19 protein-coding genes are annotated in these 17,664 nt (G+C 63.9%); 8 read left to right on the top strand and 11 right to left on the bottom strand.

Going from position 1 to position 17,664, the window contains the following annotated elements:
- The first annotated feature begins 1 nt into the window (after position 1).
- The 5 genes from ntrB to F3I16_RS08525 all read left to right on the top strand — a co-directional run bounded on the left by ntrB (position 2) and on the right by F3I16_RS08525 (position 4,081).
- Entirely contained in the window at positions 2–859 is an 858-nt protein-coding gene (gene ntrB, locus F3I16_RS08545) for a nitrate ABC transporter permease (RefSeq protein WP_160493282.1), read from the top strand.
- Between the two features lie 10 nt (positions 860–869).
- Positions 870–1,661, top strand: a complete 792-nt coding sequence (locus F3I16_RS08540; protein WP_160493281.1) for an ABC transporter ATP-binding protein — start codon at positions 870–872, stop codon at positions 1,659–1,661.
- Between the two features lie 340 nt (positions 1,662–2,001).
- The gene (locus tag F3I16_RS08535) at positions 2,002–2,376 is read left to right on the top strand and encodes an MAPEG family protein (RefSeq protein WP_160493280.1); all 375 of its coding nucleotides are present in this window, start codon (positions 2,002–2,004) and stop codon (positions 2,374–2,376) included.
- On the top strand, positions 2,373–2,834 hold the full coding sequence (locus F3I16_RS08530; protein ID WP_160493279.1) for a hypothetical protein: 462 nt from the start codon (positions 2,373–2,375) through the stop codon (positions 2,832–2,834). Before F3I16_RS08535 ends, F3I16_RS08530 begins: the two co-directional genes overlap by 4 nt.
- A gap of 344 nt (positions 2,835–3,178) precedes the next feature.
- Positions 3,179–4,081, top strand: a complete 903-nt coding sequence (locus F3I16_RS08525; RefSeq protein WP_160493278.1) for a LysR family transcriptional regulator — start codon at positions 3,179–3,181, stop codon at positions 4,079–4,081.
- 114 nt (positions 4,082–4,195) lie between these two features.
- Here F3I16_RS08525 and F3I16_RS08520 read toward each other — a convergent pair whose 3' ends face one another.
- From F3I16_RS08520 to F3I16_RS08505, 4 genes are read right to left on the bottom strand one after another with little or no spacing between them, the layout of a single operon-like run.
- Positions 4,196–4,933 carry an S-methyl-5'-thioinosine phosphorylase gene (locus tag F3I16_RS08520; RefSeq protein ID WP_160493277.1) on the bottom strand — a complete coding sequence of 246 codons (738 nt, stop codon included), beginning with the start codon at positions 4,931–4,933 and terminating at the stop codon, positions 4,196–4,198.
- 25 nt (positions 4,934–4,958) lie between these two features.
- Positions 4,959–5,957: a beta-N-acetylhexosaminidase gene (gene nagZ / locus F3I16_RS08515; RefSeq protein ID WP_178116660.1), complete on the bottom strand. Its 999-nt coding sequence runs from the start codon at positions 5,955–5,957 to the stop codon at positions 4,959–4,961.
- A gap of 21 nt (positions 5,958–5,978) precedes the next feature.
- Entirely contained in the window at positions 5,979–6,503 is a 525-nt protein-coding gene (locus F3I16_RS08510; protein WP_160493276.1) for a L,D-transpeptidase, read from the bottom strand.
- A 44-nt stretch (positions 6,504–6,547) separates the two neighbouring features.
- Positions 6,548–7,252: a TetR/AcrR family transcriptional regulator gene (locus F3I16_RS08505; protein WP_160493275.1), complete on the bottom strand. Its 705-nt coding sequence runs from the start codon at positions 7,250–7,252 to the stop codon at positions 6,548–6,550.
- 241 nt (positions 7,253–7,493) lie between these two features.
- Here F3I16_RS08505 and lexA point away from each other — a divergent pair, with 241 nt between their 5' ends.
- Positions 7,494–8,105, top strand: a complete 612-nt coding sequence (gene lexA, locus F3I16_RS08500) for a transcriptional repressor LexA (RefSeq protein WP_160493274.1) — start codon at positions 7,494–7,496, stop codon at positions 8,103–8,105.
- 33 nt (positions 8,106–8,138) lie between these two features.
- Positions 8,139–8,612, top strand: coding sequence for an SOS-induced cell division inhibitor SulA (gene sulA, locus F3I16_RS08495; protein ID WP_160493273.1), 474 nt, complete (start codon positions 8,139–8,141; stop codon positions 8,610–8,612).
- A 79-nt stretch (positions 8,613–8,691) separates the two neighbouring features.
- Here sulA and F3I16_RS08490 read toward each other — a convergent pair whose 3' ends face one another.
- The 7 genes from F3I16_RS08490 to F3I16_RS08460 form a co-directional block, all read right to left on the bottom strand.
- Complete coding sequence (locus F3I16_RS08490) at positions 8,692–8,925, bottom strand: hypothetical protein (protein WP_160081409.1); 234 nt, start codon at positions 8,923–8,925, stop codon at positions 8,692–8,694.
- A 214-nt stretch (positions 8,926–9,139) separates the two neighbouring features.
- Positions 9,140–9,658, bottom strand: coding sequence for a DUF6586 family protein (locus F3I16_RS08485; protein ID WP_160493272.1), 519 nt, complete (start codon positions 9,656–9,658; stop codon positions 9,140–9,142).
- Between the two features lie 69 nt (positions 9,659–9,727).
- Positions 9,728–12,337 carry a type I DNA topoisomerase gene (gene topA, locus F3I16_RS08480; protein WP_160493271.1) on the bottom strand — a complete coding sequence of 870 codons (2,610 nt, stop codon included), beginning with the start codon at positions 12,335–12,337 and terminating at the stop codon, positions 9,728–9,730.
- Between the two features lie 102 nt (positions 12,338–12,439).
- Complete coding sequence (locus F3I16_RS08475) at positions 12,440–12,676, bottom strand: DUF1653 domain-containing protein (protein WP_160493270.1); 237 nt, start codon at positions 12,674–12,676, stop codon at positions 12,440–12,442.
- 275 nt (positions 12,677–12,951) lie between these two features.
- The gene (gene fadA / locus F3I16_RS08470; RefSeq protein WP_160493269.1) at positions 12,952–14,127 is read right to left on the bottom strand and encodes an acetyl-CoA C-acyltransferase FadA; all 1,176 of its coding nucleotides are present in this window, start codon (positions 14,125–14,127) and stop codon (positions 12,952–12,954) included.
- A gap of 27 nt (positions 14,128–14,154) precedes the next feature.
- Complete coding sequence (gene fadB, locus F3I16_RS08465) at positions 14,155–16,302, bottom strand: fatty acid oxidation complex subunit alpha FadB (RefSeq protein ID WP_160493268.1); 2,148 nt, start codon at positions 16,300–16,302, stop codon at positions 14,155–14,157.
- Positions 16,303–16,683: 381 nt separating this feature from the next.
- Positions 16,684–17,121 (bottom strand): hypothetical protein, encoded by a 438-nt coding sequence (locus F3I16_RS08460; RefSeq protein WP_160493267.1) that lies wholly within the window; start codon positions 17,119–17,121, stop codon positions 16,684–16,686.
- Between the two features lie 87 nt (positions 17,122–17,208).
- Between F3I16_RS08460 and F3I16_RS08455 the strand changes: the two genes are divergently transcribed.
- The gene (locus tag F3I16_RS08455; protein ID WP_160493266.1) at positions 17,209–17,649 is read left to right on the top strand and encodes a universal stress protein; all 441 of its coding nucleotides are present in this window, start codon (positions 17,209–17,211) and stop codon (positions 17,647–17,649) included.
- The last annotated feature ends 15 nt before the right edge of the window (positions 17,650–17,664 follow it).

Here is a 17,664-nt window from a genome sequence, read left to right as displayed (position 1 = left end):
GATGAACGCTCCAGTGAAAACACCACTGACAATGGCCACCCCGGTTGCCCCCAGCAGCACTCCGCGCCGGGCCCTGCCTGGCGCGGAGGCCCTCACCAACCTGATCAAGGCAGTTATTCCGCCGCTGCTCGGCATTGCCCTGTTCATCGGCGTCTGGGCCCTGATCGCCACCCGCAGCGAAGGCCTGCCGGGCCCCTTGTCGACCTGGTATTCGGCACTGGAGCTGTTCGCCGATCCGTTCTACGACAACGGCCCGAACGACATGGGCATCGGCTGGAATATCCTGCATTCCCTTGGCCGTGTCGGTCTGGGCTTCGGCCTGGCGGCGCTGATCGGTATTCCGCTCGGCTTCGCCATCGGCCGCTTCGCCTTCCTCGCCAACATGCTCTCGCCCATCATCAGCCTGCTGCGCCCGGTTTCGCCACTGGCCTGGTTGCCGATTGGCCTGCTGGTGTTCGAAGCTGCCGGTCCGGCCTCGATCTGGGTGATCTTCATCAGCTCGATCTGGCCGATCATTCTCAACACCGCCGCCGGCGTCGCCAGCGTGCCGCAGGACTACCTCAACGTGGCGCGCGTGCTCAAGCTGTCGGAGTTCAAGGTGCTCACCCGCATCCTCTTCCCCGCCGTGCTGCCGCACCTGATGACCGGCATCCGCCTGGCCATCGGCGTGGCCTGGCTGGTGATCGTCGCCGCGGAAATGCTCACCGGCGGCACCGGCCTGGGCTTCTGGGTGTGGGACGAATGGAACAACCTCAACGTCGAACACATCCTCATCGCCATCATCATCGTCGGCCTGGTCGGCCTGGCCCTGGAGCAAGCCCTGCTCCTGCTGGCCAAGCGCTTCGACTACGCCAGCTAAGGAGTTCGCCATGGACAAGTTCGTCGAGCTGACCCGCGTCAGCAAACACTTCGATACCAAGAAAGGCCGCTTCCAGGCGCTCAGTGACGTCAACCTGAGCATCGCCAAAGGTGAGTTCGTCTCGCTGATCGGCCACTCCGGCTGCGGCAAATCCACCGTGCTCAACCTGATCGCCGGCCTGCTGGAGGCCAGCGAAGGCGGCCTGATCTGCAATGGCCGCGAGATCGACGGCCCCGGCCCGGAGCGCGCCGTGGTGTTCCAGAACCACAGCCTGTTGCCCTGGATGACCTGCTTTGGCAACGTCCATCTGGCGGTGGAAAAGGTCTTCGCCGGCAAGGAGAACAAGGCCCAGCTCAAGGAGCGCACCGCCGCCGCGCTGCACATGGTCGGCCTCGACCATGCCGCGCACAAGCACCCCAACGAGATCTCCGGCGGCATGAAACAGCGCGTCGGCATCGCCCGCGCCCTGGCCATGGAACCCAAGGTACTGCTGATGGACGAACCCTTCGGTGCGCTGGACGCCCTGACCCGCGCCCACCTGCAGGACGAGCTGCTGCGCATCGTCGGCGAGACCCACAGCACCGTGGTGATGGTCACCCACGATGTCGACGAGGCGGTGCTGCTGTCCGATCGCATCGTGATGATGACCAACGGCCCGGCGGCGACCATCGGCGATATCGTCCAAGTGCAGCTGGAGCGTCCGCGCAACCGCTTGGCCCTGGCCAACGACAGCCAGTACCACGAGTACCGCACGGCGGTGCTGGAGTTCCTCTACCAGCGCCAGCAGCGTCCCGCCGCCTAGTTTCCCGGCCTGCCGGCCCCTCGAAAGCCCGACCTCGTGTCGGGCTTTCTTTTGTCTACGGAACCGCTCCGTGTTGCACCCGTCATCGAGTTCTAGTGGGAGCGGATTTATCCGCGATAAACAGGCCACTCGGCGCTGGCCCTGATCGCGAATGAATTCGCGCCCACGATCAGCCGCTTACCCCATACAGCAACGCTGCGCAGCAACACACAACGGGTACATAGCCTTTCTCAGCCTGCCATAACCCCAGGGAATCGCCACCATGAGTACTGGCGCTTTTACTTCGCCGGCGCCTGCCCCTAACCTCGCCAGTAACCATAACAACAACGAGGAACACCCCATGCCCTACAGCATCTATATCGCCGCGATCCTGTCTCTGCTGCTGATCGGCCTGTCACTCAATGTCTCGCGCCTGCGCATGCGCCATCAAATCGCCCTCGGCGATGGCGGCCAGACCGATCTGCTCAAGGCCGTGCGCGCCCACGGCAACAGCCTGGAGCAGTCGGTGCTGTTCATCGTCCTGCTCTATCTGGGGGAAACCAGTGGGCAGATCAGCCCGGCGCTGACCGCCGCCCTCGGCTTCGCCTTCATCATGCTGCGTCTGCTCTACTGCACCGGCCTGTTAGCCCGTCTTTTACTGCTGCGCCAGGTCAGCCACGGCCTGACCATGCTGGTGCTGCTGGCCGTCAGCGTGCTCCTGCTGCTGCCGCAATGAGCAGTGACGAAAGCAAGATCGCCCTCTACCGGCGGGTCAACGGTTTCACCGGCCCGCTGGCGCGTACCGCCTGGCACTGGCGCACGCGCTGGCTGGCGCGCCTGCTGGCGCAGCTGATCTGGCGCAAGAACCGTGGCCAAGCGCGGCACGGCACCCTGGCCATCGCCGAGGAATGGCGCCGCCTGTTCGGCCTGCCGCAGTTCTGGCAGATCGAGCGCCTGGAGGACGACACCGCCTACTGCGAGATCCGCTTCCCCTGCTCGCTGGAAGGCAGCGGCGACGTGGCCGCCTGCCACCGCCTGATGGAGTACGACCGCGCCCTGCTGAAGAAAATCGGCGGGCAGCTGGTGGTCCTGCAATCGCGCGCCGATCCGCGGGTCAGTGGCGGCTGTCAGGTGGCCATTCGCCGGATCGATGACCAGCGCTCCGACCTGATCCCGGCGCGCCAGCTCGACTGATCCGCCCCCGGCTTGCCCACTGCCGGCGCAACGGAGAAGATGGCGCCGGCAGTCACCAGGGTCTGTTGCCGTTTCGTTCGCGAACCGCGTTGCTGCGCAAAATCGCGACAGGCTAGGCGTGGGACGCAGGCAATGGTCATTCCCTTGGCAAGTCCCGCAACGACGCATGGCGCGATTTTGCGCGCAACCCGTAGGGACGGGCCCGTTTTTGCGCGGGCCGTCGTTACTCGACGGCTCATTTGGACGACCAAACCTCGCCTCTCGCGCCTAGTCCCGCACAAAAACGGGCTCCGTCGCGACCGTGAACGAAACGGCAACAGACCCTTGGAAATGGAGCGGCATTCGTGCGCCTGGAAATGAAGCACCTGCGCCTGGTGCGCAGCATCAGCCAGACCGGCAACCTGACCCGCGCCGCCGAGGCGCTGTTCATCTCACAACCGGCCTTGAGCAAGCAGCTGGCCGAACTGGAAGAGCGCCTGGGTCTAGCCCTGTTCCAGCGCACACAGAAGGCCATGCTGCCGACCGAGGCCGGCCTGGCTTTCGACAGCCATGCCCAGCGCATCCTCGGCGACGTGGCGGTTCTGGAAGAGCATCTGGCGCGCTATGCCCGCGGCGACTCCGGACGCCTGCGCCTGGCCATCGACCGCATGCACCTGAGCGACTGGCTGCCGAGCTTCCTGTTGCAGCTCCGCCAGCGCTTCCCGCTGATCGAGGTGCAGGTCAAACAGGTGCCCAACCTGCTCGACAGCCTGCTGGCCCATGACTGCGATATCGCCATCCTCGGCGAAACCAGCCCGACCAGCGGCGTCGACTGGTTGGCGCTGAACCGTGACGAGATGGTCGCCATCCTGCCGCCGGGCCACCCCCTGGGCGCCAAGCCCTGGCTGGAAGCCGGCGACCTGGCCGGGATCGACCTGCTCTATCACTTTGAACTGGAGCAGTCCTTCCTCTACCGCCGCTACCTGCATCCGCAACGCATCGAGTTGGGTTCGCTGCAGCATATTCAGGACATCCCGGCGATCATCGCCCTGGTGCGCGCCGGCGCCGGCATCAGCCTGCTGCCACGACGCCAACTGCTGGGCGACGAACTGGGCCTGCTGGTGAGGCCGATAGGGGTCGAGGGCATGGTCTTCCACTGGCAGGCCGCCGTGGCCAGCGACGAGCGCCGGCCGTTCGTGCGAGCCGCGCTGCAGCTGTTGCAGGAACAGCTTCAGCCCGCCGAGCTCACTGCGCCAACCAGCCGCTGACCCAGGCCACTTGGCCTTGCGGCACCGACTGTGCGGATTCTCGTGGGGCCCGGGCGAGACTGAACACCACCCGCCTCCAGCCACGCAGCAGCCGCCGGCCTACAGCAGGTGCGCTCAGCCCGCCAACACGCGCGCCAGTACCGCCTTGACCTTGCCGATGCCATCGGCCAGGGCCTGCTCGATCTCGGCCATGGTGATGATGCCACTGGACTTGCCGGCCGCCGGATTGACCACCAGCGCCAGGCAGGCATAGGGCAGCTCCAGCTCGCGGGCCAGAGCCGCTTCGGGCATGCCGGTCATGCCGACGATATCGCAGCCATCGCGTTCCATGCGCGCGATCTCTGCCACGCTTTCCAGGCGCGGGCCCTGGGTGGCGCCGTACACGCCATGGCTGCTGTGCGCATGGCCCAGCGCCTGCAAGGCATCGATCAGCTTGCCGCGCAGGGGTTCGTCATAGGGGTAGCTGAAATCGATATGGGTGACGTGCTCGATATCCCCGGCGAAGTAGGTGTGCTCGCGGCCCCAGGTGTAATCGATGATCTGGTGCGCCACGCACAGGTGGCCACTGCCCATGGCGGCATGGATGCCACCCACCGCGTTGACCGCGATGATCGCCTGCGCGCCGGCCTGGCGGAGCGCCCACAGGTTGGCGCGGTAGTTGACCTGGTGCGGTGGAATGCGATGCGGATGGCCATGACGGGCGAGGAACAGCACCTCGCGCCCGGCGTACAGGCCACGCTGGATGGCTGCCGATGGCGCGCCGTAGGGCGTATCCAGGGCTAGTTCCTCGGTCAGGGTCAGGCCTTCCAGCTGGGTCAGGCCGGTGCCGCCGATGATGGCGTAGACAGTCATGCGCTTATCCTTTTCAACAGCAAGCTCAATCGATCAGCTGCGCGGCGCGCAAGGCGGCCACGGCAGTCAGCCAACGCGGCTGCTGGCGGTATTCGGTGGTGGCGAAGGCCTGCCCGCGCATGCGCGCCAGGCCCTTGGGCGGCTGCACCTGGAGGCGCTGCAGGGCGCTGAGGGCCAGCTCGGCGGCGCCGCGGTCGTTGCACACCAGGCCCATGTCGCAACCGGCATTCAACGCCGCCTCGATGCGGCTGGCGGCATCGCCGACCACATGGGCGCCGGCCATGGACAGGTCGTCGCTGAAGATCACGCCCGTAAAGCCCAGCTCGCCGCGCAGGATGTCCTGCAGCCAGCGCCGGGAGAAACCGGCCGGCTGGCTGTCGACCTGCGGGTAGATCACATGGGCCGGCATCACCGCCGCCAGCTGCTGGCTGAGGCGCTGGAACGGAATCAGGTCGCTGCCGCGGATCTGCTCCAGGCTGCGCTCATCCACCGGGATCGCCACGTGGGAGTCGGCTTCGGCCCAGCCATGGCCGGGGAAGTGCTTGCCGGTGGCAGCCATGCCGGCTGCCGCCATGCCGCGAATGAAGGCACCCGCCAGTTTGCTCGCCAGCTCGGGATTACCCTCGAAGCTGCGGCTACCGACCACCGCGCTGCGCTGATGATCGAGGTCCAGCACCGGGGCGAAGCTGAGGTCGAGGCCGACCGCCAGCACCTCGGTCGCCATCAGCCAGCCGCACTGCTCGGCCAGGTACTCGGCGTTGTCGTTGTCGGCCAGCGCGCGCATGGCCGGCAGGCGCACGAAGCCCTGGCGCAGGCGCTGCACCCGGCCGCCTTCCTGGTCCACCGCCAGCAGCAGATCCGGCCGTACGGCACGGATCGCCGCACAGAGCTCGCGCACCTGGCGCGGGTCTTCGATATTGCGGGCAAACAGGATCAGCCCGGCCACTTGCGGCTGGCGCAGGATCTGGCGGTCCTCGGCGGTCAGCCAGGTGCCTTGCACGTCCAGCATCAGCGAACCATACAGGGGAGTCTTCACGAATAGTCCTTAGCCGAGATCGGCAGCCGCCCACGCGGGGCACGGCGCCTCATCGATCAGTACCGCACAATGCAGCGGCACACGGGGAAAGAGGGTCAGCAAATCGGCGTTGCGCAGGCGCACGCAGCCATGGGACAGCGGCACGCCCATGGGTTCCCGCTCGGGAGTACCGTGCAGATAGATGTAACGCCGGAAGGTATCCACCGCGCCCAGGCGGTTGATGCCCGGCTCGCAGCCACTCAACCAGAGGATGCGCGTGAGGATCCAGTCGCGCCCGGGAAACTGCCGATCCAGCTCGGGGCTCCAGATCTCGCCGGTCCAGCGCCGCCCGCGCAAAACAGCACCCAGTGGCAAGCCCTCGCCGATCCTCGCCCGCACCTGATGGCGGCCGCGTGGCGTGCAATTCGAACCGCTGCGCTCCCCCGACCCATTCAGAGCCGTGGAGACGGGCAGGCGCAGCAGCAGCTGCCCGTCGGCAAAACCGTACAGGCACTGATCGGCGAGGGAAATGTGCAGGAAATCGAGCGAACGCATAGGCGGCTAGCTTAGCCGATCGGCCCGCCCGGGCACAGCCGCAATCAGGCTTTTGCCGCGGCGGCGACCTTGGCCCGAGGCTTCAGCTGGGCGCTGGCCAGTGCCTCGCTGCTGACGCCGGTTTCCGCGCGCATGCCGGCGGCGAGGAACGGCACCATCAGACGCATGACCTGCTCGATCGAGGTATCCACGCCGAAATCGTTCTCGGCGATGGCGCGCAGCGCCTTGATCCCGGACATGCTGAACGAAGCCGCACCGAGCATGAAGTGCACCCGCCAGAACAGCTCCAGCGGCGGGATGCGCGGCGCGGCTTCGTGCAGCAGAACCAGGTAACGGCGGAACACCTTGCCGTACATGTCTTCCAGGTAGCGACGCAGGTGGCCCTGGCTCTGGCTGAAGGCCAGCCCCAGCAGGCGCATGAAGATCGACAGGTCGTTGCCGCTGCGCGGTTTGACCGCCAGGGCCTGCTCCACCAGCATTTCCAGCAGATCCTCGAGGCCGGCCTTGCTCTCGGGCTTGGCCTGGCGACGATCCAGTTCCTTTTCCAGGCTGGCGCAGAACGGCCCGAGGAAGCGCGAGAACACGGCCTGGATCAGCGCCTTCTTGGAGCCGAAGTGATAGTTGACCGCCGCCAGATTGACCCCAGCCTTGCTGGTGATCAGACGCAGAGAAGTCTCGGCGAAGCCTTTTTCCGCGAACAACTGCTCTGCCGCATCAAGAATGCGCTCGACAGTTTCTGACTGAGCCATGACATCTCCACCTGACAAACACTTGTTTGAAACATACGTTTCAGGTCGGTGCCGTGTCAAGTCTCATGAGCCCAATCATGGCCGACCGGTCACGCATTTAACCATAGTGCAGATTGCCCAGGCTTTGCGCCAAGCAGGCAGGCGGTACAAAAGCCCGGGCCGGTGCCGTGAAAAGAACAGTTGCCAGGGCAATATCACTGTATATAATCACAGCAACTGTATAAACAGACAGACGACCATCATGCTCAAGCTCACGCCCCGCCAAGCCGAAATCCTCGCCTTCATCAAGCGTTGCCTGGAAGCCAATGGTTATCCGCCGACTCGCGCCGAGATCGCCCAGGAGCTGGGCTTCAAGTCGCCCAACGCCGCCGAGGAACACCTCAAGGCCCTGGCCCGCAAGGGCGCCATCGAGATGACTCCCGGTGCCTCGCGCGGCATCCGCATTCCCGGTTACGAGCCGGAAGCCCAGGAAGAAGAAGGCCTGCCGATAATCGGCCGGGTCGCCGCCGGTGCGCCGATCCTGGCCCAGCAGCATGTCGAAGAGTCCTGCCAGATCAACCCGGGTTTCTTCCATCCGCGCGCTGACTATCTGCTGCGGGTGCGCGGCATGAGCATGAAGGATATCGGCATCTTCGACGGCGACCTGCTTGCCGTACACACCACCCGCGAGGCCCGCAACGGCCAGATAGTAGTCGCCCGCATCGACGACGAAGTCACCGTCAAGCGCTTCCAGCGTAGCGGCAACAAGGTGCTGCTGATAGCCGAAAACCCCGAGTTCGCCCCGATCGAAGTGAATCTGGAAGAACAGGATCTGATCATCGAAGGTTTGAGTGTCGGCGTGATCCGCCGCTAACGTGATTCGCCACTAAGTAGTAAGGAGAGCTTCATGCAGTTCCCGCAGTCGCTGAATCGTTCGCAACTTCCGCTGTTTGAAGCTTTCCTGGGGCAGAGCATGGCCCCTCTCCTACTCGATTCGGCCGAGCTGCCGGCCTGGCTGGAAGAACCCGAGCCGATCAGCGAGCTCGCCCTGTCCGGCTCCCTCGGCCACTGCCGCCACCTGCTGGGGCCGGTACTGCGTGAGCTGAGCCAGAACCAGGATGCCCGCTGGCTGACCCTGGTCGCACCGCCCGCCAGCCTGACCACCGCCTGGCTGCGCAGTGCGGGCCTCAACCTGGATCGCCTACTGCTTCTGCAACCGCGCGCCGGGCAGAATGCCCTCGAACTCGCCTGCGAAGCGCTGCGCCTGGGGCGCAGCCATACCGTGGTCAGCTGGATCGATCTGCAGCCGACGCAGCGCCAAAGCCTGAGCAGCGCCGCCCGCCTAGGCAGCGCGCAGAGCCTGAATATTCGTCTGGATTGATCCGGCTAGCGTCGCAGTGACCTAGCCAAAGTGGAGAGACGGGTGGCGCCGGGCGAGCCTGACTCGCCCAGACACAGGATCAGTGCAGAACGCGCGGCTGATCGTCGTGTTCGAGATCGCCTTCGGCCAGCCGGCCGGCCATCTGCACGCCGATATTGAGCATGGCCTTGGCCACCTCGACATGCTGCCCCTGCAGGAACGCCTTGGCGTCGGCGGAGAAATCCAGGGTGACCAGGGTTTCCTCATCCTCGGCACGGCGCAGGGCAATACGGCCGTCAGGAAGCTCGACGATTTCCAGGAAGGATGTGGGCATAAACAAGTTCTCCAATCAGGCCCGCAGTGTAACAGCCCAGGGAAAACCGCCCTAGCCCACCCATCCTGTACTCAGAACCTGTTCAAAGTCTCGCGAGCTAGAGCCAGGCAAGGCGAAATTGGGCGAAGAAGCGCAGTTTACGAGCTGTAAATGAGCATTCTGAGCCCGATTTCAACGCAGCATGGCCAACGCGCAGCAGACTTTGAACAGGTTCTCAGCACTCGCTGAGCGACTCGCGAAAATGCAGGGCCAGCTGCTTGAGCTGCTGCCGCCAGGCCTCCAGCTCTTCGCGCCCCAGCGGCGGCACCTCCTCTTCGACACTGACCGCCTGGATCAGCGGCAACGTCGGATCGACCTTGGCCGTCTTCGGCGCCTGTGGCGGCTGGAACAGCTTGGCGTAGGCCTGCAGCAACTGCGCCAGCCAGGTTTCCGGCTGTTGCGCCAGCTCGACCAGCTCGGCCAGTTCCGGGCTGGGAGCCGCCTGCAGCACGGCCTGATTCAGCAGCAATTCGGCGCGCGGCACATTGGCCTGCGGCAAACGGTAGTAGCCGGCAATCTCATGGCACAAGCCCAGCAGCGCGCCGTACAGGTGAAACAGCGCCGCCTCGCGCTCGGCCTGAACCTGGCCGAGACCGTTCATGGCCCGGCCTTCTTCGGCCTTGCGCAGATTTTCCAGGGCCAGACCGGCGAAATAGATCTTCTGGTTGGTGCGGGTATACAGTTCTTGCGCCATGGCAAGGCTCTCCAGACTCGTGCGCGGCAGATCGCCTAGCGGCGCGCCAGGCGCGCCGCAACGGATCGATCAGCCCTTGCTTTCCACTTTCCACTTGCCGCCGTCGAAGAAGGCGCGCCAGCCGGTGGGTTTGCCGTCCACCTCGCTCTGCACATATTGCTCCTTGGTCTTGCGGCTATAGCGGATAACTGCCGGGCGGCCTTCCGGATCCTTCTTCGGCGCATCCAGCAGGAAGTGGTATTTCGGATCGATCTCGTCTTTATGCGGGATCAGCTCCATCACCAGTGGCGCACGGGTCTCGCGGTTTTTCGGGAACTGGCTGGCGGCCAGGAACAGGCCCGAGGCGCCGTCACGCAGCACGTAGGTGTCGTTGACCTTCTCGCACTTGAGCTCGGGCATCGGCACCGCGTCCATCTTCGGCGGCGCCGCCTCGCCACTGCGCAGCAGCTTGCGGGTGTTCTTGCAGCTGCTGTTGGTGCAACCGAAGAACTTGCCGAAACGACCGGTCTTCAGCTGCATCTCGCTGCCGCACTTGTCGCATTCCAGGCTCGGGCCCTCGTAACCCTTGATCCGGTACTGGCCCTGCTCGATCTCGTAGCCCGAGCAATCCGGGTTGTTGCCGCAGATATGCAGCTTGCGGGTTTCATCCAGCAGGTAGGCATCCATCGCCGTGGCGCAGATCGGGCAGCGGTGCTTGTTCAGCAGCACCCGCGATTCGGACTCGCCTTCGTCATCCGCGGCGATCTCGTCGCCCGGAATCAGGTTGATGGTGGCCTTGCAGCGCTCTTTCGGCGGCAGGGCGTAGCCGGAGCAGCCGAGGAACACGCCGGTGGAGGCGGTACGGATCATCATCGGCCGACCACAGTCGCGGCAGGCGATGTCGGTCGGGGTCGGCTGGTTGGCGCGCATGCCGCTGTCGGCCACTTCCGCCACTTCCAGCTTCTTCTTGAAGTCGCCGTAGAAATCGTCGAGGACGTGCTTCCAGTCGCGCTCGCCCTGGGCCACATCATCCAGATGTTCTTCCATGCCGGCGGTGAAGCCGTAGTCCATCAGGTTGGCGAAGCTCTCGTTGAGGCGCTCGGTGACGATGTCGCCCATCTTCTCGGCGTAGAAGCGACGGTTCTGCACCGCCACGTAGCCCCGCTCCTGGATGGTCGAGATGATCGCCGCGTAGGTCGACGGACGACCGATGCCGCGCTTCTCCAGCTCCTTGACCAGGCTGGCTTCGGAGAAGCGCGCCGGCGGCTTGGTGAAGTGCTGGCTGGGGTCGAGCTTGATCAGCTTGAGCGCCTCGCCCTCGTTCATGTCCGGCAGCACGTCGTCTTCGCCCGGCTTGCTCTGCTGCGGCTGCGCCTTGGTGTAACCGTCGAACTTGAGGATACGGCCCTTGGCGCGCAGCTCGAAGGTGCCGGCGGCCACGGTGACGCTGGTCGACAGGTATTCGGCTGGCGGCATCTGGCAGGCGACGAACTGGCGCCAGATCAGCTCGTAGAGGCGCTCGGCGTCGCGCTCCATGCCGGAGATCTGGGTCGGGCGCAGGTTTACGTCGGACGGGCGGATCGCCTCGTGCGCCTCCTGGGCGCCCTCCTTGCTCGAATACACATTCGGCTTGGCCGGCAGGTACTTCTTGCCGTACTCGCTCTCGATGAAGCCACGCACCATCTCCACGGCATCGGCCGAGAGGTTGGTCGAGTCGGTACGCATATAGGTGATGTAGCCGGCCTCGTACAGACGCTGGGCCATCATCATGGTTTTCTTCACGCCGAAGCCGAGGCGATTGCTCGCCGCCTGCTGCAGGGTCGAAGTGATGTAGGGCGCCGACGGCTTGCTGCTGGTCGGCCGGTCCTCACGCTTGGCGATGCTGTAGGCGGACGCCTTCAGCTTTTCCAGCGCGGCCATGGCCTGCGCCTCATTGACCGGTTTGAAGGCCTCGCCCTTCTCGCGCACCACTTCGAAACGCACGGTGGCGGCCTTGGCGGTGCCGAGGTCGGCGTGCACTTCCCAGTACTCTTCCGGAACGAAGGCGCGGATCTCTTTTTCGCGCTCGACCACCAGCTTCACCGCCACCGACTGCACTCGGCCGGCGGACAGACCACGGGCGATCTTCTGCCACAGCAGCGGCGAGACCATGTAACCGACCACGCGATCGAGGAAACGCCGCGCCTGCTGGGCATTGACCCGGTTGATGTCCAGCTCGCCGGGCTGGGAAAAGGCTTCCTGGATGGCCTTCTTGGTGATTTCGTTGAACACCACGCGCTTGTAGCGGCTGTCATCGCCACCGATGGCCTCGCGCAGGTGCCAGGCAATGGCTTCCCCCTCGCGATCCAAGTCGGTTGCGAGATAGATGGTGTCGGCATCCTTGGCCAGGCGGCGCAGCTCCTCGATCACCTTTTCCTTGCCGGGCAGGATCTCGTACTTGGCCTTCCAGCCATGCTCCGGATCGACGCCCATGCGCGAAACCAGCTGGCGCTTGGCCTTCTCCTTGGGCGACAGTGCCGGCGCCTCGCCAGCGGCGGCCTTGCCACGCTTGGCCGGTTCCTTGGCGTTACTGGCCGAACCGCTGGTAGGCAGGTCACGGATATGGCCGATGCTCGACTTCACCACGTACTGGTTGCCCAGGTACTTGTTGATGGTCTTGGCCTTGGCCGGGGATTCCACGATGACCAGCGATTTGCCCATGGATTGGAAAATTCCTGAATTCTGAGAGTAAAAGCGGGCGGCGCCGCTAAAGGCACCGCTATATATAGTGGCCGTCGAGGTGAGGTCAAGCGCGCTGCTTGCTCACTCCTTACCGAAACGTGCCGGCTCGGCCTCGATCAAAGCAAAGCGCGGGACTGTCTCGCCGTCCACCTCGACCGTGCCACAGAACATCTCCAGCGGCCTGACCCACAGGCCGAACTCACCATACAGGGCCTGGTAAACCACCACATCCTCTTCCGTCTCGGAATGCCGGGCGACACCGAACACACGGTATTGCGGGCCCTTGTAGTGACGGTACAAGCCGGGTTGCAGCTGCATGATTCGACTCCCTATAAGAACCTGTTCAAAGTCTGCTGCGCGTCGGCCATGCTGCGTTGAAGTCGGGCTCAGGATACTCATTTACCGCTCGTAAACTGCGCTTCTTCGCCCTATTGATTCGCTGGCGCTCACCCTTCGGGCCAGCCTACGGCTGTTACTCCCGTTGGTCGTTGCGCCTTGCCTGACTCTAGCTCGCGAGACTTTGGACAGATTCTAAGAATTACCCAAAAACAAAAACCGGGGCACAGGGCCCCGGTTCTTCCATCTCGAAACGCTTAGACGCGTTCGAAGACGGTGGTGATGCCCTGGCCGAGGCCAATGCACATGGTCGACACACCGAGGGTGCCGCCATTCTGCTTCATCACGTTCAGCAGGGTGCCGGAGATACGCGCACCGGAGCAGCCGAACGGGTGGCCCAGAGCAATGGCGCCGCCGTGCAGGTTAACCTTCTGCTCCATCTTGTCGAGGAGTTTCAGGTCTTTCAGCACGGGCAGAGCCTGGGCGGCGAAGGCTTCGTTGAGTTCAACGAAGTCGATGTCGTCCATGGTCAGGCCGGCACGCTTGAGGGCTTTCTGAGTGGACGGCACCGGACCGTAACCCATGATCGCCGGATCGACACCGTGTACGGCCATCGCACGAACCACGGCCAGCGGCTGGATGCCGAGGTCCTCGGCGCGCTGGGCGGACATGACGATCATGCAGGAAGCGCCGTCGGTGATCTGCGAGGAAGTACCCGCAGTCACGGTGCCGCCCTTCGGGTTGAACGCCGGCTTCAGCGCAGCCAGGCTTTCCAGAGTGGTTTCCGGACGAATGGTCTCGTCGAAGTCGAAAACCTTCAGGAAGCCGTTCTCGTCGTAGCCTTGCATCGGGATGATTTCATCCTTGAACTTACCTTCGACGGTGGCCTTGTGGGCCAGGCGGTGCGAACGCTCACCGAAGGCGTCCTGCGCCTCGCGGCTGATGCCGTGCATCTTGCCGAGCATCTCAGCGGTCAGACCCATCATGCCCGACGCCTTGGCGGCGTACAGGGAGAGGTGCGGGTTCGGATCGACGCCGTGCATCATGCTGACGTGGCCCATGTGTTCCACGCCGCCAACCACGAACACGTCGCCGTTGCCAGTCTGGATCGCCTGCACGGCAGTGTGCAGGGCGCTCATGGAGGAACCACACAGGCGGCTGACGGTTTGCGCAGCGCTGGTGTGCGGAATCGGGGTCATCAACGACGCCATGCGCGCGATGTTCCAGCCCTGCTCCAGGGTCTGGTTGACGCAACCCCAGATCACGTCTTCGACTTCAGCCGGGTCCAGCTTGGTGTTGCGTGCCAGCACGCCGCTGATCAGGTGTGCCGACATGGTCTCGGCACGGGTATTGCGGTGCATGCCGCCCTTGGAACGACCCATCGGGGTACGACCGAAGTCGACAATGACTGCGTCTCTCGGATTCAGGCTCATATCTCTACTCTCGCTCTGATCGTTCGATTAACCGAAAAACTTCTGGCCGTTTTTGGCCATTTCGCGAAGTTTGGCGGTCGGGTGGTACAGCGCGCCCAGGTCGGCATATTGGTCAGCCAGGGCCACGAATTCGGCTACACCGATGGCGTCGATGTAACGCAGCGCACCACCACGGAAGGGCGGGAAGCCGATGCCGTAGATCAGGCCCATATCGGCCTCGGCAGCGGTTTCAACGATGCCGTCTTCCAGGCAACGAACGGTTTCCAGGCACAGCGGGATCATCATGTAGTTAATGATGTCTTCGTCAGTCAGCTCGCGCTGCTCGACGACGATTTCCTTCAGCAGCTCGTAGGCAACCGGGTCGGAGACCTTCTTCGGCTTGCCGCGCTTGTCCATTTCGTAGGAGTAGAAACCCTTGCCATTCTTCTGGCCCAGGCGATTGGCGTCGTACATCACGTCGACGGCAGTCTTGCCTTCCACGGCCATGCGATCCGGGAAGCCTTCGGCCATCACGTCACGGCCGTGGTGGCCGGTATCGATACCGACCACGTCGGACAGGTACGCCGGGCCCATGGGCCAGCCGAACTTCTCCATGACCTTGTCGATGCGCACGAAGTCGACACCGAAGCCCAGCAGCTTGGAGAAGCCGCCGAAGTACGGGAACAGCACGCGGTTGACCAGGAAGCCCGGGCAATCGTTGACCACGATCGGGCTCTTGCCCATCTTCTTGGCGTAGGCAACGGTGGTAGCCACGGCCACATCGCTGGACTTCTCGCCACGGATGACTTCAACCAGCGGCATCATGTGCACCGGGTTGAAGAAGTGCATGCCGACGAAGTTTTCCGGACGCTTGAGGGCCTTGGCCAGCAAGTTGATGGAAATGGTCGAGGTGTTGGAAGCCAGGATCGCGTCTTCGCGAACCACGCCTTCCACTTCGGCCAGGACGATCTGCTTGACCTTCGGGTTCTCGACCACGGCTTCGACGACGATGTCGACGTTGCCGAAATCACCGTAGGACATGGTCGGACGAATGCCGTTGAGGGCTTCGGCCATCTTCGCCGGAGTCATGCGGCCCTTGGCAACGCGATTGCCGAGCAGCTTGGAAGCCTCGGCCAGACCCATCTGGATACCCTCTTCGCGGATATCCTTCATCAGGATCGGGGTGCCCTTGGAGGCCGACTGGTAGGCGATACCGCCACCCATGATGCCCGCGCCCAGTACGGCAGCCAGTTTCACGTCACGCGCGATCTCGTCGTGCTGCTTGGCTTTCTTCTTCAGTTCCTGGTCATTCAGGAACAGGCCGATCAGGCTTTCCGCAACCGAAGTCTTGGCCAGCTTGACGAAGCCGGCGGCTTCCACCTCCAGCGCCTTGTCGCGACCGAAGTTGGCGGCTTTCTGGATGGTCTTGATGGCTTCGACCGGAGCCGGGTAGTTCGGGCCGGCCTGGCCTGCGACGAAACCTTTGGCGGTTTCGAAGGACATCATCTGCTCGATGGCGTTGAGCTTGATCTTTTCCAGCTTGGGCTGACGCTTGGCCTTGTAGTCCAGCTCGCCGGAGATGGCGCGCTTGACCAGGTCCAGGGCAGCTTCCTGCAGTTTGGCCGGAGCGACGACTGCGTCGACCGCGCCTACTTTCAGGGCATCGGCAGCTTTGGCTTCCTTGCTGGAAGCGATCCACTCGATGGCGTTGTCGGTACCGATCACGCGCGGCAGGCGCACGGTGCCACCGAAGCCCGGGTAGATGCCCAGTTTGACTTCCGGCAGGCCGACCTTGGCGGTCTCGGCGGCAACGCGGTAGTCGGCGGCCAGGCACATCTCGAAACCGCCACCCAGGGCGATGCCGTTGATGGCCACGACGGTCGGCACGTTGAGGTCTTCAAAGTCGCTGAAGATCTTGTTGGCTTCGAGGTTGCCGGCTACCAGCTCTTCGTCGGGCAACTTGAAGTTATCGACGAACTCGGTGATGTCGGCGCCGACGATGAATACGTCTTTGCCACTGGTAACGATTACGCCCTTGATCGAACCGTCGGCCTTGATGGCGTCCACGGACTGACGCAGCTCGGTCAGAGTGAGACGGTTGAACTTGTTAACGGACTCACCCTTGAGGTCGAAATTCAATTCGACGATGCCGCCCTCAAGAGCCTTAACCGTGATGGCTTTACCTTCGTAAATCATCAACTGATCTCCACGGTATGGAAGCTGAACAGTACACATCGGAGCCAACGAGCAGGCTAGCCCACGGCGAAGCCGTCGAGCATAGCCCCAATCGGCCTGGCACACCCGCCGACGCGATAATCGGGCTGTATTGGCGCTGCCTTCACGGCAAACACTCAATTCATACGCCCGTTTGATTTGGGTGTGCACACATTCTGTGAAAACCCGGCAATTGTCAATTGCCCGACACAGGCGCACCGAATGAGCACAGCGTCACGCAATGACCAGAAGCCCAGAAAAAACCACAAAATACCGCCCGCGCCTTGCATTCATTGCATTCCAGCCCTGCGATAAGGCTTATTCATTGACTGAATAATGCCAAAAAAACTCGGCGCGCTCGCCTCAGGCCAGCTCTGCCAGCAGCCCGGCGACCCGCTGCAGCTCGGCTTCGCCACCGCGCTCGCCCCAGTACAAGGCGAGCATCTGAGGTCCGGCCTCGACCTTGTAGACATCGGTCGGCAGCTGCCGCAACTGCGCCAGCAACTGCTCGTCCGCGCACGGCTCGCGCCACTGGTTGAGCCACTGCCCGGGCTGCGCCTGCCAGTAGCACCAGCTATCCTGCCGGCCACGACGGCGCGCACGGTGATACTGGGCACAACTACCCGGCGGACTGCACTCCAGCCAATGCGGCCACTCCTGCTGCACCAGCTGCATGCCCAGCCCCAGGCGGCGGGCCGCCAGGCGCAGGGCCATCTGCCCACTCTGTCGGCGCGAGGGGCGCAGCCAGACCAGCGGGCTGAGCGCCACGCCCACCAGCAAAACCACGATCCACCAGGTCATAACTGTCACTCTGCGGGAAAAGCCTGTGCTATGAAGCAGGCAGGCCATACTGTTAATAAGTAGCCGCCCATTTAAGGAGCAAGCCCCATGTCCTACCAGCACATCCTGATCGCCGTCGACCTGACCGACGAATGCCATCCCGTCGTGCAACGCGCCCTGGACCTGGCTGCCAGCAACGGCGCCAAGGCCGCCCTGGTGCATATCATCGAACCCATGGCCATGGCCTTTGGCGGCGACGTGCCGATGGACCTGTCGCTGCTGCAGCAGCAGCAATTCGACCAGGCCAAGGAACGCCTGGTGAGTTTTGCCGAGCGCTATGAACAACTGGGGAGCGGGCAACGCCACCTGGTGTACGGCCAACCCCGCCAGGAAATCCACCAACTGGCCACCGAGCTGGGCTGCGACCTGATCGTGGTCGGCAGCCACGGGCGCCACGGCCTGGCCCTGCTGCTGGGCTCCACGGCCAACGACGTGCTGCACGGGGCACCGTGCGACGTGCTGGCCGTACGCCTGAAGAAGCCGAGCTGAGAAAGGGGCGCCAAG

Source organism: Pseudomonas sp. L-22-4S-12, from assembly GCF_009799935.1.
Classification (GTDB): domain Bacteria; phylum Pseudomonadota; class Gammaproteobacteria; order Pseudomonadales; family Pseudomonadaceae; genus Aquipseudomonas.
This window is presented reverse-complemented; position numbering and strand designations above follow the sequence as displayed.